The organism is Modestobacter roseus, assembly GCF_007994135.1.
GTDB classification, from domain to species: domain Bacteria; phylum Actinomycetota; class Actinomycetes; order Mycobacteriales; family Geodermatophilaceae; genus Modestobacter; species Modestobacter roseus.
Genome location: NZ_VLKF01000001.1, coordinates 303,439 through 330,385, shown reverse-complemented (window position 1 = coordinate 330,385; position 26,947 = coordinate 303,439). Strand labels below are relative to the sequence as shown.

Below are 26,947 nucleotides of genomic sequence, written 5' to 3'. Positions count from 1 at the left end.
TGTCGTCAGCCCTCGGCGCCGAAACGCTGGTCGAGCGCCAGGTTGAGCTCCAGCACCCGCACGTGCGGCGCCCCGATGAAGCCGAGGTCGCGCCCGTCGGTGTGCTCGTCCACCAGCGCCTGGACGTCGTCCACCGGCACCCCGCGCGCCTCGGCGAGGCGAGCCACCTGCAGAGCCGCGTACTCCGGCGAGATGTCCGGGTCGAGCCCCGACCCCGACGCCGTCACGGCGTCGGCCGGCACCTCCGACTCGGGCACCCCGTTGAACGCGGCCACGTCGGCCCGCCGCTCCCCCACCGCGGCGACCAGCTCCTCGGAGTTCGGCCCGAGGTTCGAGCCACCCGACGCCGCGCCGTCGTAGTCCGACGCCGACGGCCGGGTCTGGAAGTACTCCGGCAGCGGGTCCCCGTCCTCGTCGGTGAACGACTGGCCGATCAGCGACGACCCGACGACGGAACCGTCCACGGAAACCAACGACCCGTCGGCTCGAGCCGGCGCGATCAGCTGGGCGACGCCCGTCATCAGCAGCGGGTACGCCAGCCCCAGCACCACGGTGGCCACGAGCAGGGCACGAACAGCAGCCACCAGCTGGCGGCCCGAACGCAGAGCGGACATCACGCGATCCCCGGGATGAGAGAGACGAGCAGGTCGATGAGCTTGATCCCGACGAAGGGCAGCACCACGCCGCCGACGCCGTAGAGCAGCAGGTTGCGGCGCAACATCGCCGACGCGGACGCCGGCCGGTACCTCACGCCGCGCAGCGCCAGCGGCACCAGCGCCACGATGATCAGCGCGTTGAACACGACCGCGGAGAGGATCGCCGACTCCGGCGAGCTCAGCCGCATGACGTTGAGCGCGTCCAGCCCCGGGAAGACTCCGGCGAACATGGCCGGCAGGATCGCGAAGTACTTCGCCAGGTCGTTGGCGATGGAGAACGTGGTCAGCGACCCCCGGGTGATCAGCAGCTGCTTGCCGATCTCCACGATCTCGATCAGCTTCGTCGGGTCGGAGTCCAGGTCGACCATGTTGCCGGCCTCCTTGGCCGCGGTCGTCCCGGTGTTCATCGCCACCCCGACGTCGGCCTGCGCCAGCGCCGGGGCGTCGTTCGTCCCGTCACCGGTCATCGCCACCAGCCGGCCACCGGCCTGCTCGCGCTGGATCAGCGCCAGCTTGTCCTCCGGCGTCGCCTCGGCCAGCACGTCGTCGATCCCGGCCTCCTCGGCGATCGCCCGGGCCGTCCGCTCGTTGTCGCCGGTGATCATCACCGTGCGGATCCCCATCCGGCGCATCTCCGCGAACCGCTCGGCCATGCCCGCCTTCACGACGTCCTTCAGGTGGATGACGCCCAGCACCCGGGCGCCGTCCGAGGAAGCGACAGCCAGCAGGAGCGGCGTCCCGCCGGCGGCGGAGATGCTGTCGACGACGTCCCCGACCTCCGGCGGCACCGGGCCGTCCTGCGCCCGCACCCACGCCAGCACCGCACCCGCAGCGCCCTTGCGCAGCTGCCGGCCGTCGGGCAGGTCGACCCCGCTCATCCGGGTCTGCGCGGTGAACGGCACGAACTCCGCACCCGGCAGGTCGTCCCGCCCGCGCAGGCCGTACCGCTCCTTCGCCAGGACGACGATGCTGCGCCCCTCCGGCGTCTCGTCCGCCAGCGAGGCCAGCTGCGCGGCGTCGGCGACCTCGTCGTCCGAGCACCCGCCGACGGCGACGAACTCCGACGCCTGCCGGTTGCCGAGGGTGATGGTGCCGGTCTTGTCCAGCAGCAGGGTGTTCACGTCACCGGCTGCCTCGACCGCGCGGCCGCTCATCGCCAGCACGTTGCGCTGCACCAGCCGGTCCATCCCGGCGATGCCGATCGCCGACAGCAGCGCGCCGATCGTGGTCGGGATCAGACACACCACCAGCGCGATCAGCGTCGTCAGCGACTGCTCCGCGCCGGAGTAGATCGCCAGCGGCTGCAGCGTGATGACCACGACCAGGAACACGATGGTCAGCGAGCTGAGCAGGATGTTCAGCGCGATCTCGTTCGGCGTCCGCTGCCGGGAGGCGCCCTCGACCAGGGCGATCATCCGGTCGACGAACGTCTCCCCCGGCTTGCTGGTGATCTCCACGACGATCCGGTCGCTCAGCACTGTCGTCCCGCCGGTCACCGCCGAGCGGTCACCGCCGGACTCGCGGATCACCGGCGCCGACTCCCCGGTGATCGCCGACTCGTCGACGCTGGCGATCCCCTCGACGACGTCGCCGTCCCCCGGGATCACCTGCCCCGCGACGACGACCACCCGCATGCCCGGCCGCAGGTCGGCCGCGGGCACCTCGGAGCCGTCGAGCAGGTACGCGACGGTGGTCTGCCGGGCCTTGCGCAGGGTGTCGGCCTGCGCCTTGCCCCGCCCCTCGGCCACGGCCTCGGCGGCGTTGGCGAACAGCACGGTCAGCCACAGCCAGCCGGCGATCAGCCAGCCGAACACCGACGGGTCGGTGATCGCCAGCACGGTGGAGAACACCGAGCCGACCCACACCACGAACACCACCGGCTGGCGCACCAGCCCACGCGGGTCGAGCTTGCGGACGGCGCCGGCCAGCGCCGGCCCCCACTCGATCGACGCGCGGGGACGTGGCTCGGTGGGTGCGGGCGAGACGGGACGACGATCGAGCGCCGCGGTCATGACAGTCCTTCTGCGAGGGGTCCGAGGGAGAGGACCGGGAAATAGGTGAGGCCGACGATCACCAGGACGACGGCGCCCAGCAGGCCGACGAACAGCGGCTGGTGGGTGGGCAGCGTCCCGGCGGTCACCGGCGCCTTGCCCTGCGTCGCCAGCCGGCCGGCCAGCGCGACCACCAGCACGATGGGCAGGAACCGGCCGAAGGCCATCGCCAGGCCCAGGGCGGTGTTGTAGAACGGCGTGTTCGCGCTCAGCCCGGCGAACGCCGAACCGTTGTTGTTCGACGCGGACGTGAAGGCGTAGAGCACCTCGCTCAGCCCGTGCGACCCGCTGTTGAGCAGCGAGCTCAGCCCGGTGTCGGTGACCACCGCGACCGCCGTCCCGGTGAGCACGAGCACCGGGGTGACCAGCACGTACAGCGAGGCGAGCGTCATCTCCCGGCGGCCGAGCTTCTTGCCCAGGTACTCCGGGGTGCGCCCGACCATCAGGCCGGCGACGAACACCGCGACGACGGCGAGCACGAGCATCCCGTAGAGCCCGGAGCCCACCCCGCCGGGCGCGACCTCGCCGAGCATCATGTTCGCCAGCACCAGCATCCCGCCGGTGGGCGTGTAGCTGTCGTGCATCGAGTTGACCGCGCCGGTGGAGGTCAGCGTCGTCGCCGTCCCGAAGAGGACAGACAGCGGACCGCCGAAGCGCACCTCCCGGCCCTCGGTCGCGGCTCCCGCCAGCTGCAGCGCCGCTCCCCCGGCCCGGGCCTGCGCCCAGCTGGCCAGCGCCAGCGACGCCGCGGCCAGGCCGGCCATCACGCCGACGATCGCGTAACCCTGCTTGCGGTCACCGACCATCCGGCCGAAGGTGCGCGGCAGCGAGAACGGGATCACCAGCAGCAGGAACACCTGGAACAGCGAGATCCAGGCGCTCGGGCCCTCGAACGGGTGCGCGGAGTTGGCGTTGTAGAAGCCACCGCCGTTGGTGCCCAGCTCCTTGATCGCCTCCTGCGAGGCCACCGGCCCGCCGGGCAGGAACTGGGTCGCCCCGGCCAGGGTGTTCGCGTCGGTGCCCGACGACAGGTTCTGCACCACGCCACCGAGCACCAGGACGACCGTCGCGACCACGGCCAGCGGCAGCAGCACCCGGGTGACAGCCCGGGTCAGGTCCACCCAGAAGTTGCCCAGCCGGTCGGTGCCGCTGCGGGCGAAGCCGCGCACCAGCGCGACCGCCACCGCGATGCCGACCCCGGCGGAGACGAAGTTCTGCACCGCGAGCCCGGCCATCTGCACCAGGTGGCCCATCGTCGACTCGCCGCTGTAGCCCTGCCAGTTCGTGTTGGTCACGAAGCTGACCGCGGTGTTCCAGGCCGAACCCGGCTCCACGGCGGCCATGTCGTTGCCCAGCGGCAGCCACTGCTGCACCCGCTGCAGCAGGTAGAGGAAGAGCACCGACACCAGCGAGAACGCCAGCACGCTGCGCAGGTAGACCGGCCAGCGCTGCTCGGTGTCGGCGTCCACCCCGACGGCCCGGTAGACCAGCCGCTCGGCGCGGGCGTGCCGCGGGCTGGTGAACACCCGGGCCATCCAGTCGCCCAGTGGCTTGTGGACGGCGACCAGCGCGACCACCAGCAGCGCGACCTGCAGCCACCCGGCTGCGGTGCTGCTCATCAGAACCGCTCCGGGAACAGCAGGCTGCCGAGCAGGTAGAGCACCAGGCCGGTGGCCACGGCGAGCGCAACCCAGGTCACAGCCGTTCCACCCCCCGCACCGCGAGGAGCAGCAGTCCGAAGACCGCCAGCGTGAGCAGCACGTAGACCACGTCGGTCACGTCGTGAGCACCTTCATCCCGATCCGGGCGGACGACCGGTCGTCGTCCACGTCCGGCCGGCGACGCTAGGAGCGCTCGGGGATGCTGACGGCTGTCTTGACGCGTCCTTGACGGTGCGGGGCGGCGACCTTGACGCCGTCCTGACGGGCGGCGGACGGGACCCACCGTTGTGCGCTCATCGTCGGTTTCCGGCGGGGAACCGACGATGAGCGCACAACGGCGTCGTCAGGCGGACGGCGGCGGGGTCATCTGGGCGACGCGCACCGAGTTGCCGAACGGGTCGCGGAAGCCGAAGTCGATGCCGTAGGGCTGCACCACCGGCTCCTCGGGCAGCTCCACGCCCTTCTCCTGCAGCGCGGCGTGGGTCTTGTGCGCGTCGTCGGTGGTGAAGAACAGGTGCCCGCCGCCGACGCCCTTGGTGACCACGTCGCGCACCTGGCCGGCGATCTCCGGGCTGACCGACGGCGGCGCGGGCAGCTCCAGCAGGACGGCGTGCCCCGGGTCGCTGGGCAGCGCCACGGTCAGGAAGCGCATCGGCCCGAAGTGCTGGTCGGTCTGCACCTCGAAGCCGAGCGTGCCGACGTAGAAGTCCAGCGCCTGGTCCTGGTCGAGGACGTAGAGGGAGGTGATCGAGATGGAGGTCAACATGGGCAGGACGCTAGGGCCGGGCGGCGTCCCCGGGCTTCTCCGAACGTGCGGTCTCCCCGCTGGGCCGCAGCCACCGCATGCCGAAGCATGACGGCACCGGTGCCAGCGGGCCACGGCGCCGGTAGACGCTCGGCGGCTCCCCCACGATCCCGGCGAACACCCGGCTGAACGTGCCCAGGCTGCTGAACCCCACGGCCATGCAGATGTCGGTCACCGACCGGTCGGTGCTGCGCAGCAGGAACATCGCCCGCTCCACCCGGCGCCGCTGCAGGTAGCGGTGCGGGGGCTCGCCGAACGTGGCCGTGAAGGTGCGGCTGAAGTGCGCCGGTGACACGTGGGCGAGCCGGGCCAGCGTGGGCACGTCCAGCGGCTCGGCGTAGGCGCGGTCCATCGCGTCCCGCGCCCGCAGCATCCGCAGGTTCGAGTCCTCCGACGCCCGGCTCACGGCCGCGAGCATGGCACCCGGGCGGAGTCGGGAGCCGGATCCGGGACTCCCCTGATGTGCGCGCGACCGGGAGCCGCCACGCTCACCTCGGCGGGTCGCCGCCGGCACCGATCAGTTCGGGCGCCGGCGGCGGTCAGGAAGGGCGTGGACCGGGTGGTGGACGCCGTGCTCGAGCAGGTCGGCGGGTGGCCGGCCGCGCTGGTGCTCGGTGCCGCCGCGCTGGTGCTCGCCCTGGAGAGCGGGGTGCTCGTCGGCGTCCTGCTGCCCGGGTCGACCACGCTCGTCGTCCTCGGGCTGTGGTCGGCGACGGCCGGCGCCCACCCGGCGCTGCCCATCGCGGTCGCCGCGGCCGCCAGCACCGGCGGCGCGCTGCACGGCTGGCTGCGCGGCCACCGCCACCCCGGCACCGGCCTGCCCCTCGGCCGGCTCCGCCCCCGGGCCGAACCGGCGGTGCGCCAGGCGCAGGCGTGGCTGACCGCCCGGCCGCCCGGGCAGACGGCGCTGGTGCTCGCCGCCGCGCACTGGGCCGCGGTCACCCGCACGCTCACCCCGCGCGTGGCCGGCGGCGCGGACGTGCCGCTGCGGCTGGTGGCACCCGTCGTCACCGCGAGCTGCGCCGCCTGGGCCACCACCGTCGTCCTGCTCTCCCGGCAGTTCGGCCAGCAGGTCGCCGACGACGCCGGCTGGGTGCCGGTCGCCGCGCTCGCCGTCCTGGCCGGGGCCGTGCTCGTCCGCCGCCGGCTGCGGCACCGGTCGCTGCCCCCGCCGTGACCGGGCCGGGCGTGCCCGCCGCGTCAAGGAACGGCGCGACCCCGTCAGGACGGCGTCAAGGGCCTCGCCCCCGCGCCCGCCCCGGCGTCGGATGGACCCGTGACCGAACTGATCGTCGTCCTCTGGGGTCTGCTGGCCATCGGGGTGAACGTCGCCGTGGGCCGCTGGTGCCGCGCGCACCCCGGCCCGGAGGACCGCCGGTGATCGCCGACGCCCTGCTGCTGCTCGCCTTCGGCGCCGTCGCCTGGGCCCTCGCCTGGTTGTTCGACACCAGCTACCGCGCCAACCTGGGCAACCCGCCGTCCCGCCGGCGCCGCCGCACGGCCCGGACCGGCGCGCACTGCCCCATCTGCGTGGCCGCGCACCGGCAGCACTGGTGACCGGTCCCGTCCACCCCGCGGGGGTGGTCTTGACGCGATCCTGACGCCCGTCGGCGCCGAACTGTCGGACAGCAGGGTGATCATGGGTGCCATGCCCCGCGGGACCTTGCGCATCTACCTGGGCGCCGCCCCCGGCGTCGGCAAGACCTTCGCCGTGCTCGGCGAGGCGCACCGGCGCCGCGAGCGGGGCTGCGACGTCGTCGTCGGCCTGGTGGAGACGCACGGCCGGCCGCGCACCGTCGCCGCGCTCGAGGGGCTGGAGGTGCTTCCCCGCGCCTCCGTCACCCACCGCGGCGTGACCCTCGAGGAGCTGGACGTCGACGGGCTGCTCGCCCGCCACCCCGACTGGGTGGTCATCGACGAGCTGGCCCACACCAACGTGCCCGGCAGCCGGCACGACAAGCGCTGGCAGGACGTCGAGCAGGTGCTCGACGCCGGCATCAACGTGCTGACCACGGTCAACGTGCAGCACCTGGAGAGCCTCAACGACGTCGTCGAGCAGATCACCGGCGTGCCCCAGCAGGAGACCGTGCCCGACGCGGTGGTCCGCCGTGCCGACCAGATCGAGCTCGTCGACATGAGCCCGGAGGCGCTGCGCCGCCGGCTCGCGCACGGCAACGTCTACGCCGCCGAGCGGGTCGACGCCGCGATGGGCAACTGGTTCCGGATCGGCAACCTGACCGCGCTGCGCGAGCTGGCCCTGCTGTGGCTGGCCGACCGGGTCGACGAGGGGCTGCGCAAGTACAAGGCCGACCACGCCATCGACCACGTGTGGGAGGCCCGCGAGCGGGTCGTCGTCGCGCTCACCGGCGGACCGGAGGGCGAGACGCTGATCCGCCGTGCCTCCCGGGTGGCCCGGCGCAGCGGCAACGGCGTGCTGCTCGCCGTGCACGTGCTCTCCGGCGACGGCCTGGCCGGCGCCTCCTCGGGCGCGCTCCGCGCCCAGCGGGCCCTGGTCGAGAGCCTGGGCGGCAGCTACCACCACGTGATCGGGGACGACGTCGCCGAGGCGCTGCTGGAGTTCGCCCGCGGCGTCGACGCCACCCAGCTGGTCATCGGCACCAGCCGGCGCACCCGCTGGGCGCGGGCGCTGCGCGGCGGCATCGGCGGCCGGGTGATCGCCGGGTCCGGCGAGATCGACGTGCACATCGTCACCCACTCCGCCGCCGGCTCGCAGGGCTGGCGGCTGCCCCGCAGCCAGGGTGCGCTCACCGCGCGGCGCCGCTGGCTGGGCTGGCTGGTGGCCGCTATCGGCGTGCCGGTGCTGGCGCTCACCTGCATCGCCGCCCAGGCGGCGCTGTCGCTGGCCAGCGTGCTGCTGGTCTTCGTCCTGCTGGTCACCGCGGTCGCCATCGTCGGTGGGCTCTGGCCCGCGCTGGCCGCCGCGGTCGCCGGTGGGCTGGTCGCCAACTGGTTCTTCACCGCCCCCACCGGCCGGCTCACGGTCAGCCAGGTCGACGACGTCGTCTCGCTCTTCGGCGGGGTGGTCGTGGCGGTGGCCGTCGCCGCCGTCGTCGACCGGTCCGCGCGCCGGGCCACCGCCGCCGCCCGCTCCCGCGCCGAGACCGCGATGCTCGCCTCGCTGTCCCGCTCGGTGCTCGCCGGCGACCGCGGCCTGCCCAGCCTGCTGGAGCAGATCCGCGAGGCGTTCGGGCTGCGCTCGGTCACCATGGTGGAGAGCAGCGACGGCCGCGAGCACACCGTGGGCACCTGCGGCGAGCACGGCGCCGACGAGCAGGTCGAGGACGTCGCCGTCACCGACACCCTCACCCTGCGGCTGTGCGGCCGGGCGCTGCCCGCCGGCGACCGGCGCGTGCTGGTCTCCTTCGCCGAGCAGGCCGCCGTCGCCCTGCAGCAGGGGCGGCTCGCCGCCCAGGCCGCGGAGGCCTCCCGGCTGGCCGCCGGCAACAGCATGCGCAACGCCCTGCTGGCCGCGGTCAGCCACGACCTGCGCACCCCGCTGGCCGGGATCAAGGCCGCCGCCTCCGCGCTGCGCACCGAGGAGCTGGCGCTCAGCGAGGACGACCGCGACGAACTGGTGGCCACCATCGACGAGTCCGCCGACCGGCTGACCGGCCTGGTCGACAACCTGCTGGACATGAGCCGCCTGCAGGCCGGCGTGGTCACCCCCGCCGCCGTCCCGGTCGACGTCGCCGCGGTCGTGAGCCGGGCGCTGACCTGGCTGGAGCCGACCGAGCGGCGGCGGGTGACCCGCCCCGACGCCCCCGACCTGCCGCCCGCCGTGGCCGACCCCGGCCTGCTGGAGCGGGTGGTGGCCAACCTGCTGCTCAACGCCGCGAGCCACGCCACCGGCGGCCTGCACGTCGACGCCGCCCTCGTCGACGGTCAGGTCGAGCTGCGCGTGGTCGACCGCGGCCCCGGCGTGCCCGCCCGCGACCGGGACCGGATGTTCGCCCCCTTCCAGCGGCTGGGCGACTCCCCCGCCGGGCAGGGCGTCGGCCTGGGCCTGGCCGTGGCCCGGGGCCTGACCGAGGCGATGGGCGGCACGCTCACCGCCGAGGAGACCCCCGGCGGCGGGCTGACCATGGTCGTCGCGCTGCCGGCCGCCCCGACCGTCGCCCCCGAGGCCCGGCTGACGGTGGCCGAAGCGTGAGCCGGGTGCTCGTCGTCGACGACGACCCGCAGCTGCGGCGCGCGCTGCGGATCACCCTGCGCGCCGCCGGCTTCGACGTCGTCACCGCCGAGGACGGGCGCACCGCGCTCGCCGAGGCCGCCGCCGCCCACCCCGACCTGGTGGTGCTCGACCTCGGCCTGCCCGACCTCGACGGCACCGAGGTGCTCGCCGGGCTCCGGCCCTGGTTCACCGGGCCGGTCGTGGTGCTCTCTGCCCGCGGTGACAGTTCGGACAAGGTGGGCGCGCTCGACGCCGGCGCCGACGACTACGTCACCAAGCCCTTCGACATGCCCGAGCTGCTCGCCCGGCTGCGGGTGGCGCTGCGCCGGGCCACCCCCCGCCCCGGCGAACCGGTGGTGCAGACCGACCACTTCACCGTCGACCTCGCCGCCCGCCAGGTGACCGTCGACGGCGTCCCGGTGCGGCTGACCCCCACCGAGTGGGCGCTGCTGTCGGAGCTGGTCCGCGCACCCGGGCGGCTGATCGGCCAGCGGGAGCTGCTCAAGTCGGTGTGGGGTCCGGCCTACGAGCGGGAGACCAACTACCTGCGGGTCTACCTGGCCCAGCTGCGCCGCAAGCTCGAACCCGACCCGGCGCACCCGCGGTACCTGCACACCGAGCCCGGCATGGGCTACCGCTTCACCCCGTAGCCCGCCCCGCCCCCGCTCCCCGCGCCGCCGCGAGCTCGCAGCGCCGTGCCCGCCCCGGGTTTCGGCGCCACAAGCTGTCCGGGTTTCGGCGCCACAAGCTGCGACGGGTAGCGATGGGCGGATGTGTGGTAGTAAGTTTGCTACATGCCGCCGCGCAAACGCTCTGACGAGCCTCAGTTGTACAACCGGCTGACCGTGCTGCGCACCGAGCGCGGCATGTCCCGCCAGGAGCTGGCCGACGCGGTCGGCGTGCACTACCAGACCATCGGCTACCTCGAGCGCGGCGAGTACAGCCCCAGCGCCACCCTCGCGCTGCGGCTGGCCGCGGTCTTCGGCCTCCCGATGGAGGCGGTCTTCTCCCTCACCCCGTTCCGCACCCTGTCCGAGCAGGTCTACGGCACCCCCCAGCCCCGATGACTGGAGTCCCGATGAGCACCCCCATGTCCACCCGCACCCAGCGCCGCGCCGCCCGCCTCGACGACCCGCGATTCGAGTCGCTCCGCACCCCGCGGATGCGCCGCCGGCTGGTCGCCGCCCTCACCGGACTGCTGGTCGTCGAGGCCGGCCTCTGCCTCCTCGCCGAGCGCGCACCCGTGGTCTTCGTCGTCGGCATGGGCGTCGTGGTGATCGCCTTCGTCCTGCTCCTGGGCACCCTCAAGGCCAGCACCCGCGGGGTGGAGGAGCTGCCGGCGGACGCGCTGGACGAACGCCAGTGGCAGCTGCGCGGCGAGGCCTACGCCCGGGCCTACCGGATCGGCGTCGGCCTGCTGACCGCAGAGCTCGCCGTCACCGCCGTCTGGCTGGCCGCCGGCTGGCCGGCACCCAGCGCGGGCGTCGTCCTGGGCGCACTCCTGGTGACCTTCCACGTCAGTCTGGTGCTGCCCACGCTGGTCACCGCCACCGTCCGCGACCTCTGAGCTCGCAGACCAGGTTCCGGCGCCGAAAGCCGGCCGGGTTTCGGCGCCGAAAGCCGGCCGGGTTTCGGCGCCGAGAGCTGCTGGGTGAGGTCAGAGGTCGACGCCGCGGGCGGCCAGCCACGTGACCGGGTCGACCCGCTTGCCCTCCAGCCCGCCGGAGTGCACCTCGAAGTGCAGGTGCGGCCCGGTCGACTGGCCACGGTTGCCGAGCAGCGCGATCTGGTCACCGGCCTCGACGACGTCGCCGGCGGTGACCTGGATCTTGTCCATGTGGCCGTAGACGGTGACGTCGCCGCTCTCGCCGAGGATGTACACCGCCAGCCCGTAGCCGCTGGCCGCGCCGGCCCGCAGCACGACGCCGTCCTCCACCGCGTACTCCGGGGTGTGCATGGGGGCGGCGAGGTCCACGCCCCAGTGCGTGGTGCCCCAGCGCGAGCCAAAGCCACTGGTCAACCGGTAGCTGTCCAGCGGGGCCACGACCTTGGGGCGGGCGGCCTCGGCGGCAGCCGCAGCGGCCTCCTCCTCGCGGGCCTTGCGCTCGGCGCGGGCCGCGGCCACCTCGGCGAGCCGCTCGCGGGCCTCGGCCTCGCTGATCGACGACTGCGGCATCAGCGCCGCCTCCTCGTCGATCAGCGACGAGTCGGCGGCCAGCAGCGCGGCGACCTCGACCGGCTCAGCCGCCGCCGGCTGCAGGGCGTGGCTGCCCAGGAAGGCGATCACCCCGCCGATCGCCAGGGCCGCCACGAGGGCGGCGGGCCGGCGCGACACGGAGGTGCCGGGGCGGACGGCCAGGCGCTCGGCGGTGTCGGGCGAGACCTCGGCGACGACCTCGGCAACGGACCGTCGGGTTCCCTCGACGACGCTGCCGACGTGCCTCGAAGCCATCCGCCCTGCCTCTCCGTTCGACGTCGGCGCCAGGAGCGCCGGATCGGGTCGGCAGTCATCCAAACATCGAGTTGCAGCTTTGTAATTTACCTCGCGGCGTGTTCGCCGGGACACGCCGTGTAATCACTCCACGACGGTCAGAAACGGGTCGATGTGTCGACCTGTCGACACATCGACCCGGCCGGGCGGCCTCGTCTCAGGCCGCGACCGGCTCCACGGACGGGCGGCGGCTGACGGCGTCGTCCCGGAAGCGTCGGGCGGCCAGCGCGCCGCCGATCACCAGACCGAGCCCGACGGCCACCAGCACGGCGACCGTGGCCCGGCCGAGCAGCTCCGGCCCCCGGGTGAGGGTGTGCGCGGTCCACAGCACGTCGACGTCGGGCAGGCCCTGCACCAGCAGCAGCCACCCCGCCACCACCGCCATCAGCCCGGCGAGCACCCCCGGCCGCGCAGCGCCGCCCGCACCCCGATCGCCGCGACCAGCACCGCCAGCAGCGCCGGCAGCAGGGCGGAGACCAGCGCCCCGGGCCAGGAGCCGACCGTCACCGGTGGCTCCGGGGTGGTCAGCGCGTGGGCCAGCGCCGCCAGCGCACCGAGGCCCAGCGCGAACCCCAGGGGGCGCGGCGTCCTCGCCCGCCAGCCCGCCAGCACGGTGGCGCCCAGCAGCAACGCGTAGACCGGCCACACCAGCCAGGCCGGCGGCGGCGGGCTCCAGGTCAGCACCCCGGACACGGTGAGCGGGGTGCCCCCGTAGGCCATCGGCACCGTCCACTCCGCGACGGTGTGCGCGCGGGTGGGGTCGGCGGCGACGGTCGGCGGCAGCAGGTCCTCGGTCATCCAGTGCGTCCGGTGGTCGTGCCAGACGTACGCCGGCTCGGTGGAGACCTGCTCCCACCGCGGCGGCGCGGTCACGTCGACGTCGTCGGGCACCCGGGTGAGCCCGTAGCGGTCCAGGTTCAGGTAGGTGGCCGGGCTCAGCGCGTTGCGCCACACCCCGTCCGGGCCGATCCGCAGGTACGGCTCGTCGGTGTAGCCCGGCACGGTGAGCTCGGTGCCGGTCTCGTTGACCACCTCGAGGGCGTCACCGAACTCCAGCACCCGGACGCTCACCCCGGACGGCGCCGGGCTGACCGAGGTGACCCGCCCGTCGAAGTCGCTGCCGGCCGCTCCCCCGCCGACGTGCGCGACGGCGGGGCCCGCCACCAGCAGGGTCGCCAGCACCCCCAGCAGGACGACGCCCAGCCGGACGACGACCAGCCGGCCCGGCCAGGCGCCCGCGCGCGTGCTCACTCCGCCGCGACGAGCGCCAGGTCGTGGGCGATGTCGCGGCTGGTGTTGCCGGCGTCGAAGGCGACGTCGGCCTCCCCGTCGGTGCCGTAGAGCAGCAGCAGCGCCGAGTGCGACTCGCCGTTGTCCTGCGCCAGCGGCACCCCGGCGGCCAGCTGCGCCTGCTCGATCTGCTCCTGGTCGCCGGTCAGCCCGACGAACTGGGTGGGCAGCTCGGCGTCGAACTGGTCCAGGTAGGCCCCCAGCACCTCGGGGGTGTCCCGGGCCGGGTCGGTGGTCACGAAGACCACGTTCGTGCGCTCGGCCACCGCCGGGTCGACGTCGCCCAGCGCCAGCCGGACGTCGGCCATCGTGGTCGGGCAGATGTCGGGGCAGTTGGTGAACCCGAAGAACAGCAGCGTCGGCCCGTCGGCGGTCGCGGCGGCGAAGTCGTAGGGCTGCCCGTCGCTGCCGGTCAGCGTGAACGACGGCTTCTGGTACGGGTCCTGCAGGTGCAGACCCTCGTAGGGGCCGGTGTCCGGGCCCTCGACCACCGCCGGGGCCTCGACCCCGGCGCCGTGGTCGTGCCCCTCGGCCTGGGCCGGGTCGTCAGCGGACGCGTCGCCACCGCAGCCGGCCAGCAGCACCCCGGCGGCGACCAGCGCCCCTGCCGGGGCGGGACGGAAGCGGGCAGGGCGGGTCCGCGAGCTCACGAGGACACGGTACGTCGCCGCGCGGCCAGACCGAGCCCGAGACCACCGAGCCCGGCGAGCAGGCCCAGCACGCCGAGCACCAGCGCGGTGACCGCCAGCCCGTCGCCGCCGTCGTCGTCGGCCGCGACCGCCGCGGCGTCGTCGGTGCCGGTCTCCGCACCGTGCGCGGCGCCCTCACCGGCCAGGGACAGCACCGGCGCCGGGCGCTCGGGCTCGGCCTGCCCCTCGACCGTGGGCTCGATCCAGGCGGCCTCGCTGCCGTCGCTGTAGCTCTGCACCGCGGCGAAGGCCAGCTGCTCGGCGTCGGGGAACGGCCCGCCGGAGAGGGCGAACTCCTGGAACTCGCCGGGGTCGATGCCCTGCCCCTCCTCGGCGCGGAACTCCACCACCGAGACCGCCTCCTCGACCTCCTGGCCGTGCACCTCCACCGGCGGGTCGATCTCGCTGCGGGTCATCGTGACCGTCCAGCCCGGCACCGGCTGCGCCCGCAGCGAGGCCAGCGGCGCGTCCGTCGGGATCTGGATGCGCAACCCCACCGTGCTCGCGGTGTCGCTCTCGTTGGGCACCCGGAAGGTCAGCTTGCCGTAGCCACCGGGGGCGGCGTCGGCGCTGGAGACGGTGACGTGCGCCGAGGCGGCGCCGACGCCGGCGGTGAGCAGCGTGGCCAGCGCGACGGGGACGACGACGCCGAGCCGGCGGGCGGAACGGGACAGGGGCACGGGGTTCTCCTCGATCAGGGTGGGTCAGCGCACCGGGAAGGTGGTGCTGGCGGTGCGGGCGGTGAACTCGTCCAGCCGGACGGTGACGGTGAGCGTCCAGGTGCCGGCGGTCGGCAGCACCGGGTCGCCGATGTAGTGGCCGGGGCCGGCGCCGGCCAGCTCGACGTCGAGGGGGCCGATCTCCTGCTGCGGCTCGGTGAGCGAGACGGTGATCTGCTGCGGCTGGATCAGCGTGCCGGCGTCGTCGTAGAGGTAGACGTGCAGCGACGCGGGCCCGGGCGAGGCCGGGGCGAGGGTCACCTGCACGGTGCCGTCGGTGCCGGTGGCCGACTGCAGCGGGAGCGTCACCTCGACCGGGTCGGCGACGGCGGCCCGCGCGGGCGGGGTGCCGACCAGCGCCGCCGACAGCGCCAGCACCGCGGCCGCACCGGCGAGCTCGAGCAGCACCGAACGCCGCAGCACCCCGAGGTGCTCCGCGGGCGACCCGGCGGTCGCCACCCGGTCCCGGCGCCGGTCGCCCAGCCGCTGCTGCACCCAGTCGCGGCTGACCAGGGCGGCGACCAGCACCCCGAGCACCAGCACCAGCTTGACGACCAGCAGCCACCCGTAGGTGGTGGTGAGCAGCGCGGAGAGCGTGCCCACCTCCCGCACCGACTGCAGGACGCCGGTGACCACCAGGGCCGCGATCAGCCCGGCGGCGAGCCGCGACCAGCGGGGCAGTGCGAGCGCGAGCTCACCGACCCGCTCCGCGGCGTCCTCCCGCCGGCGCAGCGCCCCGGCGAACAGCGCGGTGAGCCCACCGAGCCAGCCGGCCATCGCCGCGGCGTGCACCGCGGCGACCGGCACCGCCAGCCCCGGCAGCGGGCCCGCCACCGGGTGCCCGACGGCGGCCACCGCCACCACCAGCACGGCGGCGAGCACCCCGGCGCCGACGAGCAGACCCCGGGCCGGCGGCCGGCCGGCGCGCCAGCCGGCGGCGAGCAGCCCGGCCAGGGCGGCGGCCAGCAGCAGCCGGGCCAGCAGGGTCAGGCCGTAGGTGGAGCCGAGGGTGGCGCCCAGCAGGTCGGGGTCCAGCAGCGAGCCCGGTCCGGCGCCGGCCGCGTACGGCCCCTGCAGCAGCACCCCGAGCAGCGCGCCGACGGCGACGGCGCCCAGCCCGGCCAGGGTGAGCCGGCGCAGCAGCGGCACCGCCCAGCCACCGGGCCAGCAGACCGCCAGCGTCAGCGGGATGCCGACGCCCAGCGCCAGGCCCAGGTACCCCAGCCAGCGGGCGGCCGGGAGCGCGGCCGCGACCACCGGGTGCACGTCGGCGTCGGTGATCGCGGCGTCGACCGCCAGCAGCTCGCCGTCGCCGACGACGAAGGAGAACGCCCCCGACACGGGGTGCGAGTCGGCGGAGACCACCCGGTAGGTGACCAGGTAGCCGCTCTCGGGCAGGCCGTCGCGCAGCGGGACGGTGACCGTGTCGTCACCGACCTCGGCCGCGCCGGTGTCGGCCCGCTCGCCGTCGGCGCCGAGCACGCGGGCGTAGCCCGCCCCCAGCGAGACCGGCTCGTCGAACTGCAGGGTCACCGCGTCCGGGACGGCGTCCAGCCGCGCGCCGTCGGCCGGGCTGGTGCTCACGATCGTGGCGTGCGCGGCGGCCGGCGGTGCGGTGAGCACGTCGACGCCGACCCCGGCCAGCAGGAGCGCGCCGAGCAGCAGGAGCGCGGGGACGGCCCGGGTCACGTGCGGGTCCTCCCCCGGCCGGTGTGCTGCACGACAGACAAGTCGCCCGGCAACCCCCACCGGTTCCCGCTGTGGCGCAGAGCACGCACCCGTACCCCGATGGACTGAGGGTGGACGACGGGCCGCCGACCCCGACCTATGCTCCCGTGCGGCTCCCGCCCGCACGGGCAGCGCCGCCGATCCCCTCACCCCGGAGCACCTGCGTGGCCTTCCGCCTCCGCCTCACCCCTCGCGACTCCAGCTTCTACGGGATGTTCACCGCCGCCGCCGAGAACCTGGTCACCGCCACCGACCTGCTCGGCCAGTTCGTGCACGAGCACACCCTCCGCGAGGAGCTGGCCGGCCGGCTGCGGGACCTCGAACACGCCGGGGACCAGGCCACCCACGCGATCTTCCGGCAGGTCAACTCCAGCTTCGTCACCCCGTTCGACCGGGAGGACATCGTCGCCCTGGCCAGCCAGCTGGACGACGTGATGGACGCGATCGAGGCCGCGGCGGACCTGGTGCTGCTGACCCACCTGGGCACGCTGCCGGCCGAGATGGGCCAGCAGGTGGCCCTGCTGCAGCGCTGCGCGATCGTGACCGCCGAGTCGATGCCCCGGCTGCGCTCGATGAAGGACCTCGCCGACTACTGGATCGAGGTCAACCGGCTGGAGAACGAGGCGGACAAGCTCTACCGCCGGCTGCTGTCCCGGCTGTACTCCGGTGAGTTCGACGCGCTGGAGATCCTCAAGCTCAAGGAGGTCGCCGACCAGCTCGAGGAGGCCGCCGACGCCTTCGAGCACGTGGCGCACGTGGTCGAGACCATCGCCGTGAAGGACTCCTGACCCCGGCATGGACCCACTGCTCCCCGCGCTGGCGGTCATCATCGTCGTCGCGCTGGCGTTCGACTACACCAACGGCTTCCACGACGCCGCGAACGCGATCGCCGTCGCCGTCTCCACCAAGGCGCTCACGCCGAAGGTGGCGCTCGCGCTGGCCGCGGTGATGAACCTGGTCGGTGCGCTGATCTCCACGCAGGTGGCGGAGACCGTGGGCGCCGGGATCATCGAGCCGCCCACCGGCGCCGAGGGCCTGGAGATCGTGTTCGCCGCGCTGGTCGGGGCCATCGTGTGGAACGTCGTCACCTGGTACCTCGGGCTGCCCTCCTCCTCCTCGCACGCGCTGATCGGCGGGCTGGTCGGCGCCGCGCTGGCGGCGGCCCACTCGGTGCAGTGGGGGGGCGTGCTGGGCGACGTCGTGATCCCGATGGTGGTCTCACCGCTGGTCGGCTTCGGCGCGGGCTACCTGGTGATGCTGGGCCTCCTGTGGGCCTTCCGCGGCGCCAACGCGCACCGGGCGCACCGCGGCTTCCGGTACGCGCAGGTGGTCAGCTCGGCGACGATGGCGCTGGGGCACGGCATGCAGGACGCGCAGAAGACGATGGGCATCATCACCCTGGCGCTGCTCACCGCCGGGGAGATCGACACCTTCGAGGTGCCGGCGTGGGTGGTGCTCGCCGCGGCGATCGCGATCAGCGCGGGCACCTACGCCGGCGGCTTCCGGATCATGCGCACCCTGGGCCGGCGGATCATCCAGCTCACCCCGGCCGGCGGCTTCGCCGCGCAGTCCGTCGCCTCGGGCGTGATGGTCACCACGGCGACGGTCTTCGCCGTCCCGGTGTCGACGACGCACGTCATCACCACCTCGATCATGGGCGTCGGCGCGACGCGGCGGTTCTCCGCGGTCCGCTGGGGCGTGGCCGGCGGCATCGTGATGGCCTGGGTGGTCACCCTGCCCGCCGCGGCCGGGGTCGCCGCCCTGGCGTACGTGGTCACCCACGCCGTCGTCGGCTAGCTTCGGCGGACGTGGCACCGTCGGCAGCACCCGCCGACGACGCCGTCGCCCTGGGCACCGCCCGCGGGCGCTGGGTGCTGCTGGCCACCGTGCTGGCCTCCGGCGTCGCCTTCCTCGACGCCACCGCGGTCAACGTCGCCCTGCCGACGATCGGCGCCGAGCTGGGCGCCTCGCTCGCCGCGCTGCAGTGGACCGTCAACGGCTACACGCTCACCCTGGCCGCGCTGATCCTGCTCGGCGGCGCGCTCGGCGACCGCTACGGGCGCCGGCGGGTGTTCCTCATCGGCGTCATCTGGTTCGCCCTGGCCTCCCTGCTGTGCGGGCTCGCGCAGGACACCGCGCAACTGGTGGCCGCCCGGGCGCTGCAGGGCGTGGGCGGCGCGCTGCTCACCCCCGGCAGCCTGGCCATCCTGCAGTCCTCCTTCCGCCCGCACGACCGGGCCCGCGCCATCGGTCTCTGGTCGGCACTCGGCGGCATCGCCGGCCTGGTCGGGCCGTTCGTCGGCGGGTTCCTGGTGGACGCCGTGAGCTGGCGGTGGGTGTTCGGGGTGAACGTGCCGCTGGCGGTCGCGGTCGTCGTGGTCGCCGTCCGGCACGTGCCGGAGAGCCGGGACCCGGACGCCTCCGGCCGGTTCGACGTGCTGGGCGCGGCCACCGGCGCCGTGGCGCTGGGCGGGGTGACCTACGCGCTGATCGCCGCCGGGGACGACCCGGGCAGCGCCGCGGTGTGGACGGCGGCCGCGATCGGGGTGGCCTCGGCGGCCGCGTTCGTCGTCCGGGAGCGGCGGGCCGCCCACCCGATGCTGCCGCTGGGCGTCTTCGCCGACCGCCAGTTCACCGGCGCCAACCTGAGCACCCTCACCGTCTACGGCGCGCTCGGCGGCTTCTCCTTCTTCCTGGTGCTCCAGCTGCAGACGGTGCTCGGCTACAGCGCCACCCTCGCCGGCGCGGCGTCGCTGCCGCCGAGCATCCTGCTCACCCTGCTCTCGGCGCGGGCCGGCGCGCTCGCCCAGCGGATCGGCCCCCGGCTGCCGATGACGGTGGGCCCGGTGGTCGCCGCGGCCGGGCTGCTCTGGCTGTCGGCCGTGGACGCCGGGAGCGGGTACTGGACGGCGGTGTTCCCCGGGTCGGTGCTGTTCGGGCTGGGCATGTCGGCGCTGGTGGCGCCGCTGACCGCGACCGTGCTGGCCGCCGCCCCCGACCACCTGGCCGGCGTGGCCAGCGGGGTGAACAACGCGGTGGCCCGGGCCGCCGGCCTGCTGGCGGTCGCGGCGCTGCCGGTGGCGGTGGGGCTCGCCGCCGGCGGCCAGGTCGACGAGGTGAGCTTCAGCGCCGGCTACCAGCGCGCCCTGTGGGCGTGCGCGGGGGTCATGCTCGTGGGCGGGCTGACCGCCTGGGCGACCATCCGCAACGACGTCCTGCGCCCCTGATCCCACTGCATGGGAGCGGGTTGCACGCAATCTGCACCAAAGTGGTAGGAATGTCGCCGTGACGACGACGGCCCTGCTCCCGGCCACCCTGCCGGGCGAGCTCCTGGTGAGCCGTCTGCACGTCGACCTGCTCCGGGTCGCCACCGCAACCTGTCCGGGCCGCTGACCTCCGCGCCGTTCGCGGCGTCCCCCGTCCAGCCAGCCTGACGCGCGTCCCGTCGCGCCCGGCGCCACCATCCCGGAGCACCCTCCCGTGAAGACCCTCGTCCTGCTCGCCCTCGTCGGGTTCGGCGCACAACTCGTCGACGGCAGCCTCGGCATGGCCTACGGCGTCACGTCGACGACCATGCTGCTGGCCATCGGCACCAACCCTGCCGCGGCGTCGGCCACCATCCACCTGGCGGAGATCGGCACCACCCTCGCCTCCGGCCTGTCGCACTGGAAGTTCGGCAACGTCGACTGGAAGGTCGTCGCCAAGGTCGGCCTGCCCGGCGCGATCGGCGCGTTCGTCGGCGCCACCGTGCTGTCCAACCTCTCCACCGAGCTCGCCGCGCCGGTCATGTCGCTGATCCTGCTGTCGCTGGGCGTCTACCTGCTCGTCCGGTTCACCCTGCGCGGCATCGACCGGCGCAACCTGGGCAAGCCGGTGCGCAAGCGCTTCCTGGGCCCGCTCGGCCTCGTCGCCGGCTTCGTCGACGCCACCGGCGGCGGCGGCTGGGGTCCGGTGGGCACCCCCGCCCTGCTGGCCAGCGGCCGGATGGAGCCGCGCAAGGTGATCGGCTCCATCGACACGTCCGAGTTCCTGGTCGCCATCGCCGCGAGCCTGGGCTTCCTGCTCGCCCTCGGCAGCCAGGGCATCGACTTCGCCTGGGTTGGGGTCCTGCTCGCCGGTGGTCTGCTGGCCGCGCCGATCGCGGCGTGGCTCGTCCGGCACGTCCCGCCACGGCTGCTCGGGTCGCTGGTCGGCGGCATGATCGTGCTGACCAACACCCGCACCCTGCTGCGCAGCGACTGGATCGACGCCGCCGACCCGGTGCGCTACGGCGTCTACGTGGTCATCTACCTGGTCTGGGCCGCCGCGGTCGCGCACTCGTTCCGCGAGTACCGCAAGGACCGCGCCCAGGAGTCGGCCGACGCGCTGGCCGCCGAGGCCGAGGAGCTCGCCCGCGCCGAGCGCGAGCCGAACGTCACCGAGCCGAGCGTCACCGAGTCGCACGACGCCGAGCCGCAGGCCGGCGTCCGCGCCGGCCGCCCGAGCGCACCCCGCGGGTAGCCGGCCCGCCAGCCGGCGCTCGGCTTCGATCAGGTGCCCTGATCCAACGGCGTCCCCCTGCACCGAATGCGGTTCGGGGGGACGCTTTTTGATCAGGGCACCTGATCAAAAAGCGAACTGCAGGGAGTTTGTCGAATCGGCAAAGAAGTTTGTCAGGACGACGGTGGCGGTCGCACCCTCGATCGCGACGGCGGCCGATCCCCGGCCGCCCGGGCACGAGGAGCGCGACCATGGGCGAGCGGTACGACGTGGTGGTGGTCGGCGGCGGCGCCGCCGGGCTGAGCGGGGCGCTGGCGCTGGGCCGGGCCCGCCGGTCGGTGCTGGTGGTGGACGGCGGGGAGCCGCGCAACGCCCCCGCCGCCGAGATGCACAACTACCTGGGCCGGGACGGCACCCCGCCCGGTGAGCTGCTGGCCGCCGGCCGAGCCGAGGTGGTCGGCTACGGCGGCGAGGTGGTCAGCGGCGAGGTGGTGTCCGCCGCGCGCGAGGGCGACGGGTTCACGGTGTCCCTGGCCGATGGGCGCACCGTGGCCGCCCGCCGGCTGCTGGTGACCACCGGCCTGGTCGACGACCTGCCGGACGTGCCGGGCCTGCGCGAGCAGTGGGGACACGGCGTCCTGCACTGCCCCTACTGCCACGGCTGGGAGGTGCGCGACCAGGCCATCGGCATCCTGGCGACCAGCCCGATGTCGATGCACCAGGCGCTGATGTGGCGGCAGTGGAGCGCGGACGTCACGCTCTTCGTGCACGGCCAGGCCGAGCCCACCGACGAGGAGTGGGAGCAGCTGGCCGCCCGTGGCGTCTCGGTGGTCGTGGGCGAGGTCACCGCCGTCGAGTCCGACGGCGACCGGCTGACCGGCGTCCGGCTGGCCTCCGGGCAGGTGGTGGCCCGCGACGCGCTCGTCGTCGCCCCCACGTTCACCGCCCGCTCCGCCGTGCTGGAGTCCCTCGGCCTGCCCGTGGAGCCGGTGGAGGCGATGGGCACCGTCGTCGGCCACGCCGTCCCGTCGACCCCGGTCGGCTCGACCGACGTCCCCGGGGTCTGGGTGGCCGGCAACGTCACCGACCTGATGGCGCAGGTGATCGGCGCGGCCGCCGCCGGGCTGAAGGCCGGCGCCGGCATCAACGGCGAGCTGATCATGGAGGAGACCCGGCTGGCCGTGGCGGCCCGCCGAGCGGCATCCTCTGCCGAGATCCAGGTCGGAGCCCCGGCCGGGGCAGGTGCCCGGTGACCGCGGGCACCACAGCCGAAGGAGGACCGGTGCACGAGCACAGCGCGCAGCCCGACGGGCACGACCTGGCGTCGTGGGAGGAGCGCTACCGCGACTCCCCTGCTCTCTGGAGCGGCCGGGCCAACGCGGCACTGGTGGCCGAGGCCGCCGACCTGCCGCCGGGGCGTGCGCTGGACGTCGGCTGCGGCGAGGGCGGCGACGTGCTGTGGCTCGCCGGCCGGGGCTGGCAGGCGACCGGGCTGGACTGGTCGGAGGTGGCCCTCGCCCGCGCGGCCGAGCACGCGGCTGCGGCGGGCCTCACCGAGCGCGTCGAGTGGGTGCGCGGCGACGTCGCCACGTGGCAGCCGCCGGACGGCGCCTACGACCTGGTCACCGCGCACTTCCTGCACCCGCAGGAGGCGCTGCGGCACGAGCTGGTGCCGCGGTTGGCGTCGGGCGTCGCCGCGAGCGGCACGCTGTTGTGGGTCGGGCACCCGTACGACGAGGAGCGGGCCGCCCGGTGGGGCGGGGACCGGTTCGCCACCGCCGCCCAGGTGCTCGCCGACCTCGACCCGGCGCAGTGGGACGTGGTGACCGCCGAGTCCCGCCCGCGGTCCGGCGACGAGGGCGGCCACCACCACGCCGACGAGATCCTGCGGCTCCGCCGCCGGGGCTGAGCCACTCGGCCGTCGGTGGAGCCGGGGTACGACCCGGCTCCACCGACGCCGACGCGGCTCACCCCGCGGCGGCGAACAGCAGCGCCCGCTCCAGCTCCGGAGGCAGGCCGGGCAGCGTCCGCCCGGGCGGAGGTGCGGGCCGCGGCGAGGACCGCATCCACGCCCAGGTGTCGGCGACCGAGTCGCGCACCGGCCGGGACGGCAGGCCGAGCGCCCGGGCGCGCGTGGTGTCGACGTCCCAGGCGGTGCGGGCTTGGTCGGCGGTCAGCCACAGCGGCAGGTGGGTCCACTCCTGGACGCCGGTCGCGAGCAGGTCGGCGTCGGTCACCGGCGCCCACTCGGCGTCGCTCCCGGTGACCTCCCGGCAGGTCTCCAGCAGGCCGCCGAACGTCGTCATCCCGGCCGGGCCGGTCGCGTTGACCGCGCCGCCGGGCCGCGCCTCGGCCATCTCCACCAGCCAGCCGGCGAGGTCGCGGGCGTCGACCAGCGCGATCGGCTGGTCGAGCGTGTCGGCCGGGACGACGACCCGGCCACCGGCGGCGATCCGGTCCAGCCACCACCCCACCCGGTACAGCGGGTCGTGCGGGCCGACGATCAGCCCGGCCCGCGCGGTGAGGAACCGGTCGCCCAGAGCGGCGGCGAGCACCCGCTCGGCGTGGGCCTTGATCGGGCCGTACTCGTCGTCCTCGGTGTCCCAGGTGGGATCGTCCTCGCCGGTGACCGGCCCGGGCGGCCAGCTCCGGTAGGCGTTCAGGCTGCTGACGAAGACGTAGCCCGCGACGTCGGCCAGGGCGGCAGCGGCGTGCTCGGCCGCGGCGCGCCCCTGGCAGGAGGTGTCCACCACGAGGTCGGGCGTCCAGCCGGCCAGCGCCGCGGGCAGCGCGCCGGGGTCGTCCCGGTCCCCGTGCAGCACGCGGACGCGGGCCGGCGGCTCGCCGGAGACCCCGCGGGTGAAGGTGGCCACCTCGTGCCCGCGCGCGAGTGCGGCGGCCACCACGTGCCGGCCGAGGAAGTGGGTGCCGCCCAGGACGAGGAGTCGCATGCGCCGAGCCCACCGCACCGGAGCGCTTCGCGTCCACGCGGTTCGCTGCCGGCGCAGCCGACACCCGGGCGGCTCAGCCGGCGCGGAGCGGGACGACCTCCGGGCCGGGGCGGGCGCCGGCGGTGGCCAACACCCGCTGCGCGGTGCCGGAGTTCTCCTTCAGCCCGGCCAGCCGAAGCGCCCGGACGCCGGTCAGCGCGTCGGCCTCCGGCGGCACCACCAGCAGGTCCAGCCGGCGGTCGTCCTCCACGGTCAGCGACACCAGCTGCGGGTCCATGCTGGTGAAGGCGCCGGTGCGCACGATCCGCCCGGCCACCGCGATCCGGCGTTCGACCGGCTGCCACACGGTGGACGGGTAGGTGAACCGCTCCACCCGCACGCCCAGGCCGGCCAGGGCCGCCACCAGCTCGGGGAGCTCCGCGGCGAGGTCCCGGCTGCGCGGCCACCAGGCGCCGTCCACCGGCACGTCCGCGCGGGTCCCCTCCCGCCGCAGGCGCACCCGCACGTCGATCCCGTTCCGGAAGCCTGCTGCCCGCTGCACCGTCATCGGTCCTCCGACCACCTTCCGCACCGTTCCCCCAGACGCCGCCCGGCCTTCCCCTGCGCAGACGGTCGTCTCCCGAGCGGAAGGTAGGCCGACGCGCGCGACACCCCGACCACCTGCGGGCAGCGTTGCGCCACGTGTCCGGCGACCGCGGCTCGTCATCACGCTCCGTGGCGACACAACAACAGTTGCCACAGCGGACCCATCCGTCTCGTCAGCCCTGCCCGCGCGTCACGCCCAACCCGGGAACGACGGACGCCGCCGTCCCCGGTGCGGGGACGGCGGCGTCCGTCGTGTGCAGCTCAGCTGATCAGGGCTTGGGCTTCCGGTTCTTCGACCGGCCGCGGATCGTCTGGTCCAGCTCGACCTTGCGCACCCGCACGGCGCCCGGGGTGACCTCCACGCACTCGTCCTCGGCGCAGAACTCCAGCGCCTGCTCCAGGTTGAGGATCCGCGGCGGGATGAGCCGCTCCAGCTCCTCGGAGGTGGACTTGCGCATGTTGGTGAGCTTCTTCTCCTTGGTGATGTTCACGTCCATGTCGTCCGGACGGGAGTTCTCACCGACGATCATGCCCTCGTAGACCTCGGTGCCCGGCTCGACCATCATCTGGCCGCGCTCCTGCAGCGAGAACATCGAGTACGTCGTCGCCACACCACTGCGGTCGGCGACCAGCGAGCCGGTCGGGCGGGCACGCATGTCGCCCAGCCACGGCTCGTAGCCCTCGAGGTTGTGGTTCAGCACGCCGGTGCCGCGGGTCTCGGTGAGGAACTCGGTGCGGAACCCGATCAGGCCACGGGACGGGACGATGTACTCCATCCGCGCCCAGCCGGTGTCGTGGTGCACCAGGTTCTCCAGCCGCGCCCGCCGGGTGGCCAGCGCCTGGGTGAGCGTGCCGACGTACTCCCCCGGGGTGTCGATGGTGACCCGCTCGACCGGCTCGTGCAGCTTGCCGTCGATCTCCTTGGTGACCACCTGCGGGCGGCCGACGGTGAGCTCGAACTCCTCGCGGCGCAGCTGCTCGACGAGGATGGCCAGCGCCAGCTCGCCCCGGCCCTGCATCTCCCAGGTGTCGGGGCGCTCGGTGGGCAGCATGCGCACCGACACGTTGCCGACCAGCTCCTGGTCGAGGCGGTTCTTGATCAGCCGGGCGGTCAGCTTCTTGCCGCTCTTGCCCGAGATCGGCGAGGTGTTGATCCCGATGGTGATCGAGATCGACGGCTCGTCGACGGTCAGCGGCGGCAGCGGGCGCGGGTCGTTCGGGTCGGCGAGGGTGTCGCCGATCATGATGTCCTCGATGCCGGCGATGGCGACCAGGTCGCCGGGGCCGGCGCTGTCGGCCGGGGTGCGGGTGAGGCCCTCGGTGACCAGCAGCTCGGTGATCTTGACCCGCTGGATGGTGCCGTCGACCTTGCACCAGGCGACCTGCTGGCCGCGCTTCATCTCACCGGAGTGGATGCGCAGCAGCGCCAGCCGGCCGAGGAACGGTGAGGCGTCGAGGTTGGTGACCTGCGCGCGCAGCGGCTCCTCGGCGTCGTACTCCGGCGCCGGGATGGTGTCCAGCAGGGTCTTCACCAGCGGTCCGAGGTCCGGGCTGTCCGGGACGGTGCCGTTCTCCGGGCGGTTGAGCGAGGCCTGACCGGTGCGGCCGTTGCAGTAGACGATCGGGAACTCGAGCGCGTCGGCGTCGGAGCCCGCGTCCTCGAGCAGCTCCAGGAACAGCTCGTAGCACTCGTCGACGACCTCTTCGATGCGGGCGTCGGCGCGGTCGGTCTTGTTGACCGCGAGGATGACCGGCATCCCCTTGCCCAGCGCCTTGCGGAGCACGAAGCGGGTCTGCGGCAGCGGGCCCTCGGAGGCGTCCACGAGCAGGACGACGCCGTCGACCATCGACAGGCCGCGCTCGACCTCACCGCCGAAGTCGGCGTGGCCGGGGGTGTCGACGATGTTGACGACGACGGGATTGCCCTCGTCGTCGGCCAGCCGGATCGCGGTGTTCTTGGCGAGGATGGTGATCCCGCGCTCGCGCTCCAGGTCCATCGAGTCCATGACCCGGTCCTGAGTCGAGTCGTTGTCCGTGCCCTCGCCCTTGGCGCGGCCCAGGGCACCCGCCTGCCGGAGCAGGGCGTCGACGAGGGTCGTCTTGCCGTGGTCGACGTGGGCGACGATCGCCACGTTGCGCAGGTCGTTGCGGGTGGGCATGCGGAGAGGCACCTCAGGGGGTCGCGGGAGTCTGCGCGCAGCGGCGCGCACATCAGGACTCAACCGCGAGTGCGGCAGAGACCTTCCCATGGTAGGCGACGCCGGGCTCCGGACAGGCCCGCTGTGACCGGTCCCCCACTCAGAGGGTGGACGCGGGCCGGTCGGCGACCGCCCAGGACAGCGCGGCGACGGCCACGGTGACCAGGCCGACCGCCAGCCACGCCGGCCAGCCGACGCCCAGGGCCAGCACGTGCGCGAGCACGAACGCGGCCACGTAGGCGACCGCCAGCCCGGCGGCGACGGCGGCCCCGCGGCGGCGGTACCAGAGCCAGCCGGCGGCCAGGCCGCCCGCGGCGAAGACGATGCCGCCCAGCGCGCGCACGCCGGTGCCCTGCGCGACGCCGAACCCGGCGGCCAGTCCGACGGCGGCCGCCACGGCCGACGGGAAACGGGTCTGCACGCGGGCGAGGGTCGTGGTCGACATGCCCCCA

At 74.6% G+C, this 26,947-nt stretch carries 29 protein-coding genes; 13 read left to right on the top strand and 16 right to left on the bottom strand.

Annotated elements, in window-relative coordinates:
- Positions 1–5: 5 nt before the first annotated feature.
- From kdpC to JD78_RS01645, 6 genes are all read right to left on the bottom strand, one after another.
- Positions 6–614 carry a potassium-transporting ATPase subunit KdpC gene (gene kdpC, locus JD78_RS01670; protein ID WP_166520906.1) on the bottom strand — a complete coding sequence of 203 codons (609 nt, stop codon included), beginning with the start codon at positions 612–614 and terminating at the stop codon, positions 6–8.
- Positions 614–2,668, bottom strand: coding sequence for a potassium-transporting ATPase subunit KdpB (gene kdpB / locus JD78_RS01665; protein ID WP_166520905.1), 2,055 nt, complete (start codon positions 2,666–2,668; stop codon positions 614–616). Before kdpB ends, kdpC begins: the two co-directional genes overlap by 1 nt.
- Complete coding sequence (kdpA, locus tag JD78_RS01660) at positions 2,665–4,326, bottom strand: potassium-transporting ATPase subunit KdpA (RefSeq protein WP_166520904.1); 1,662 nt, start codon at positions 4,324–4,326, stop codon at positions 2,665–2,667. The genes kdpB and kdpA overlap by 4 nt, the downstream gene beginning before the upstream one ends.
- Complete coding sequence (kdpF, locus tag JD78_RS22805) at positions 4,326–4,406, bottom strand: K(+)-transporting ATPase subunit F (RefSeq protein ID WP_153356986.1); 81 nt, start codon at positions 4,404–4,406, stop codon at positions 4,326–4,328. The genes kdpA and kdpF overlap by 1 nt, the downstream gene beginning before the upstream one ends.
- 305 nt (positions 4,407–4,711) lie before the next feature.
- A complete protein-coding gene (locus tag JD78_RS01650; protein WP_153356864.1) occupies positions 4,712–5,134 on the bottom strand; it encodes a VOC family protein in 423 nt (140 codons plus the stop codon).
- 10 nt (positions 5,135–5,144) lie between these two features.
- Positions 5,145–5,579, bottom strand: coding sequence for a helix-turn-helix domain-containing protein (locus JD78_RS01645; RefSeq protein ID WP_243730958.1), 435 nt, complete (start codon positions 5,577–5,579; stop codon positions 5,145–5,147).
- 144 nt (positions 5,580–5,723) lie between these two features.
- Here JD78_RS01645 and JD78_RS01640 point away from each other — a divergent pair, with 144 nt between their 5' ends.
- The 6 genes from JD78_RS01640 (at position 5,724) to JD78_RS01615 (ending at position 10,932) form a co-directional block, all read left to right on the top strand.
- Complete coding sequence (locus JD78_RS01640; RefSeq protein WP_166520903.1) at positions 5,724–6,350, top strand: DedA family protein; 627 nt, start codon at positions 5,724–5,726, stop codon at positions 6,348–6,350.
- Positions 6,351–6,550: 200 nt separating this feature from the next.
- The gene (locus JD78_RS01635) at positions 6,551–6,730 is read left to right on the top strand and encodes a hypothetical protein (protein ID WP_153356856.1); all 180 of its coding nucleotides are present in this window, start codon (positions 6,551–6,553) and stop codon (positions 6,728–6,730) included.
- Positions 6,731–6,821: 91 nt separating this feature from the next.
- Entirely contained in the window at positions 6,822–9,344 is a 2,523-nt protein-coding gene (locus JD78_RS01630; protein ID WP_243730957.1) for an ATP-binding protein, read from the top strand.
- Positions 9,341–10,015: a response regulator gene (locus JD78_RS01625; protein ID WP_153356853.1), complete on the top strand. Its 675-nt coding sequence runs from the start codon at positions 9,341–9,343 to the stop codon at positions 10,013–10,015. Before JD78_RS01630 ends, JD78_RS01625 begins: the two co-directional genes overlap by 4 nt.
- A 177-nt stretch (positions 10,016–10,192) precedes the next feature.
- The gene (locus tag JD78_RS01620; RefSeq protein WP_228394916.1) at positions 10,193–10,432 is read left to right on the top strand and encodes a helix-turn-helix transcriptional regulator; all 240 of its coding nucleotides are present in this window, start codon (positions 10,193–10,195) and stop codon (positions 10,430–10,432) included.
- An 11-nt stretch (positions 10,433–10,443) separates the two neighbouring features.
- Positions 10,444–10,932 (top strand): hypothetical protein, encoded by a 489-nt coding sequence (locus tag JD78_RS01615; protein ID WP_153356846.1) that lies wholly within the window; start codon positions 10,444–10,446, stop codon positions 10,930–10,932.
- A 90-nt stretch (positions 10,933–11,022) separates the two neighbouring features.
- Here the strand turns inward: JD78_RS01615 and JD78_RS01610 are convergent, their stop codons facing one another.
- From JD78_RS01610 to JD78_RS01590, 6 genes are all read right to left on the bottom strand, one after another.
- Entirely contained in the window at positions 11,023–11,817 is a 795-nt protein-coding gene (locus tag JD78_RS01610) for a M23 family metallopeptidase (protein WP_153356843.1), read from the bottom strand.
- A gap of 196 nt (positions 11,818–12,013) precedes the next feature.
- A complete protein-coding gene (locus JD78_RS21905; RefSeq protein ID WP_243730956.1) occupies positions 12,014–12,256 on the bottom strand; it encodes a hypothetical protein in 243 nt (80 codons plus the stop codon).
- A complete protein-coding gene (locus tag JD78_RS01605) occupies positions 12,241–13,107 on the bottom strand; it encodes a hypothetical protein (RefSeq protein WP_243730955.1) in 867 nt (288 codons plus the stop codon). The genes JD78_RS21905 and JD78_RS01605 overlap by 16 nt, the downstream gene beginning before the upstream one ends.
- Positions 13,104–13,796 (bottom strand): SCO family protein, encoded by a 693-nt coding sequence (locus tag JD78_RS01600; RefSeq protein ID WP_228394915.1) that lies wholly within the window; start codon positions 13,794–13,796, stop codon positions 13,104–13,106. The genes JD78_RS01605 and JD78_RS01600 overlap by 4 nt, the downstream gene beginning before the upstream one ends.
- Positions 13,793–14,515, bottom strand: coding sequence for a YcnI family copper-binding membrane protein (locus JD78_RS01595; protein ID WP_228394914.1), 723 nt, complete (start codon positions 14,513–14,515; stop codon positions 13,793–13,795). The genes JD78_RS01600 and JD78_RS01595 overlap by 4 nt, the downstream gene beginning before the upstream one ends.
- 24 nt (positions 14,516–14,539) lie before the next feature.
- Positions 14,540–16,243: a copper resistance CopC/CopD family protein gene (locus JD78_RS01590; protein ID WP_153356837.1), complete on the bottom strand. Its 1,704-nt coding sequence runs from the start codon at positions 16,241–16,243 to the stop codon at positions 14,540–14,542.
- A 203-nt stretch (positions 16,244–16,446) separates the two neighbouring features.
- Between JD78_RS01590 and JD78_RS01585 the strand changes: the two genes are divergently transcribed.
- The 7 genes from JD78_RS01585 to JD78_RS01560 all read left to right on the top strand — a co-directional run bounded on the left by JD78_RS01585 (position 16,447) and on the right by JD78_RS01560 (position 22,670).
- On the top strand, positions 16,447–17,070 hold the full coding sequence (locus JD78_RS01585) for a DUF47 domain-containing protein (protein ID WP_228394913.1): 624 nt from the start codon (positions 16,447–16,449) through the stop codon (positions 17,068–17,070).
- Between the two features lie 7 nt (positions 17,071–17,077).
- On the top strand, positions 17,078–18,079 hold the full coding sequence (locus JD78_RS01580; protein WP_153356834.1) for an inorganic phosphate transporter: 1,002 nt from the start codon (positions 17,078–17,080) through the stop codon (positions 18,077–18,079).
- Positions 18,080–18,090: 11 nt separating this feature from the next.
- Complete coding sequence (locus JD78_RS01575; RefSeq protein ID WP_166520901.1) at positions 18,091–19,509, top strand: MFS transporter; 1,419 nt, start codon at positions 18,091–18,093, stop codon at positions 19,507–19,509.
- A gap of 58 nt (positions 19,510–19,567) precedes the next feature.
- Positions 19,568–19,675, top strand: a complete 108-nt coding sequence (locus JD78_RS22735; RefSeq protein WP_323368778.1) for a putative leader peptide — start codon at positions 19,568–19,570, stop codon at positions 19,673–19,675.
- 87 nt (positions 19,676–19,762) lie between these two features.
- A complete protein-coding gene (locus JD78_RS01570) occupies positions 19,763–20,782 on the top strand; it encodes a sulfite exporter TauE/SafE family protein (protein ID WP_153356831.1) in 1,020 nt (339 codons plus the stop codon).
- Between the two features lie 230 nt (positions 20,783–21,012).
- Positions 21,013–22,014, top strand: coding sequence for an NAD(P)/FAD-dependent oxidoreductase (locus JD78_RS01565; RefSeq protein ID WP_153356827.1), 1,002 nt, complete (start codon positions 21,013–21,015; stop codon positions 22,012–22,014).
- Positions 22,015–22,043: 29 nt separating this feature from the next.
- Positions 22,044–22,670: a class I SAM-dependent methyltransferase gene (locus JD78_RS01560; protein WP_194290393.1), complete on the top strand. Its 627-nt coding sequence runs from the start codon at positions 22,044–22,046 to the stop codon at positions 22,668–22,670.
- Between the two features lie 58 nt (positions 22,671–22,728).
- On the opposite strand, the gene JD78_RS01555 is transcribed toward JD78_RS01560, so the two are convergent.
- The 4 genes from JD78_RS01555 to JD78_RS01540 all read right to left on the bottom strand — a co-directional run bounded on the left by JD78_RS01555 (position 22,729) and on the right by JD78_RS01540 (position 26,940).
- Complete coding sequence (locus tag JD78_RS01555; RefSeq protein ID WP_166520900.1) at positions 22,729–23,712, bottom strand: NAD-dependent epimerase/dehydratase family protein; 984 nt, start codon at positions 23,710–23,712, stop codon at positions 22,729–22,731.
- Between the two features lie 73 nt (positions 23,713–23,785).
- On the bottom strand, positions 23,786–24,259 hold the full coding sequence (locus JD78_RS01550) for a DUF5994 family protein (RefSeq protein ID WP_228394912.1): 474 nt from the start codon (positions 24,257–24,259) through the stop codon (positions 23,786–23,788).
- A gap of 307 nt (positions 24,260–24,566) precedes the next feature.
- Positions 24,567–26,456: a translational GTPase TypA gene (gene typA, locus JD78_RS01545; protein WP_153356822.1), complete on the bottom strand. Its 1,890-nt coding sequence runs from the start codon at positions 26,454–26,456 to the stop codon at positions 24,567–24,569.
- A 139-nt stretch (positions 26,457–26,595) separates the two neighbouring features.
- A complete protein-coding gene (locus tag JD78_RS01540) occupies positions 26,596–26,940 on the bottom strand; it encodes a hypothetical protein (protein WP_153356819.1) in 345 nt (114 codons plus the stop codon).
- Between the last annotated feature and the right edge of the window lie 7 nt (positions 26,941–26,947).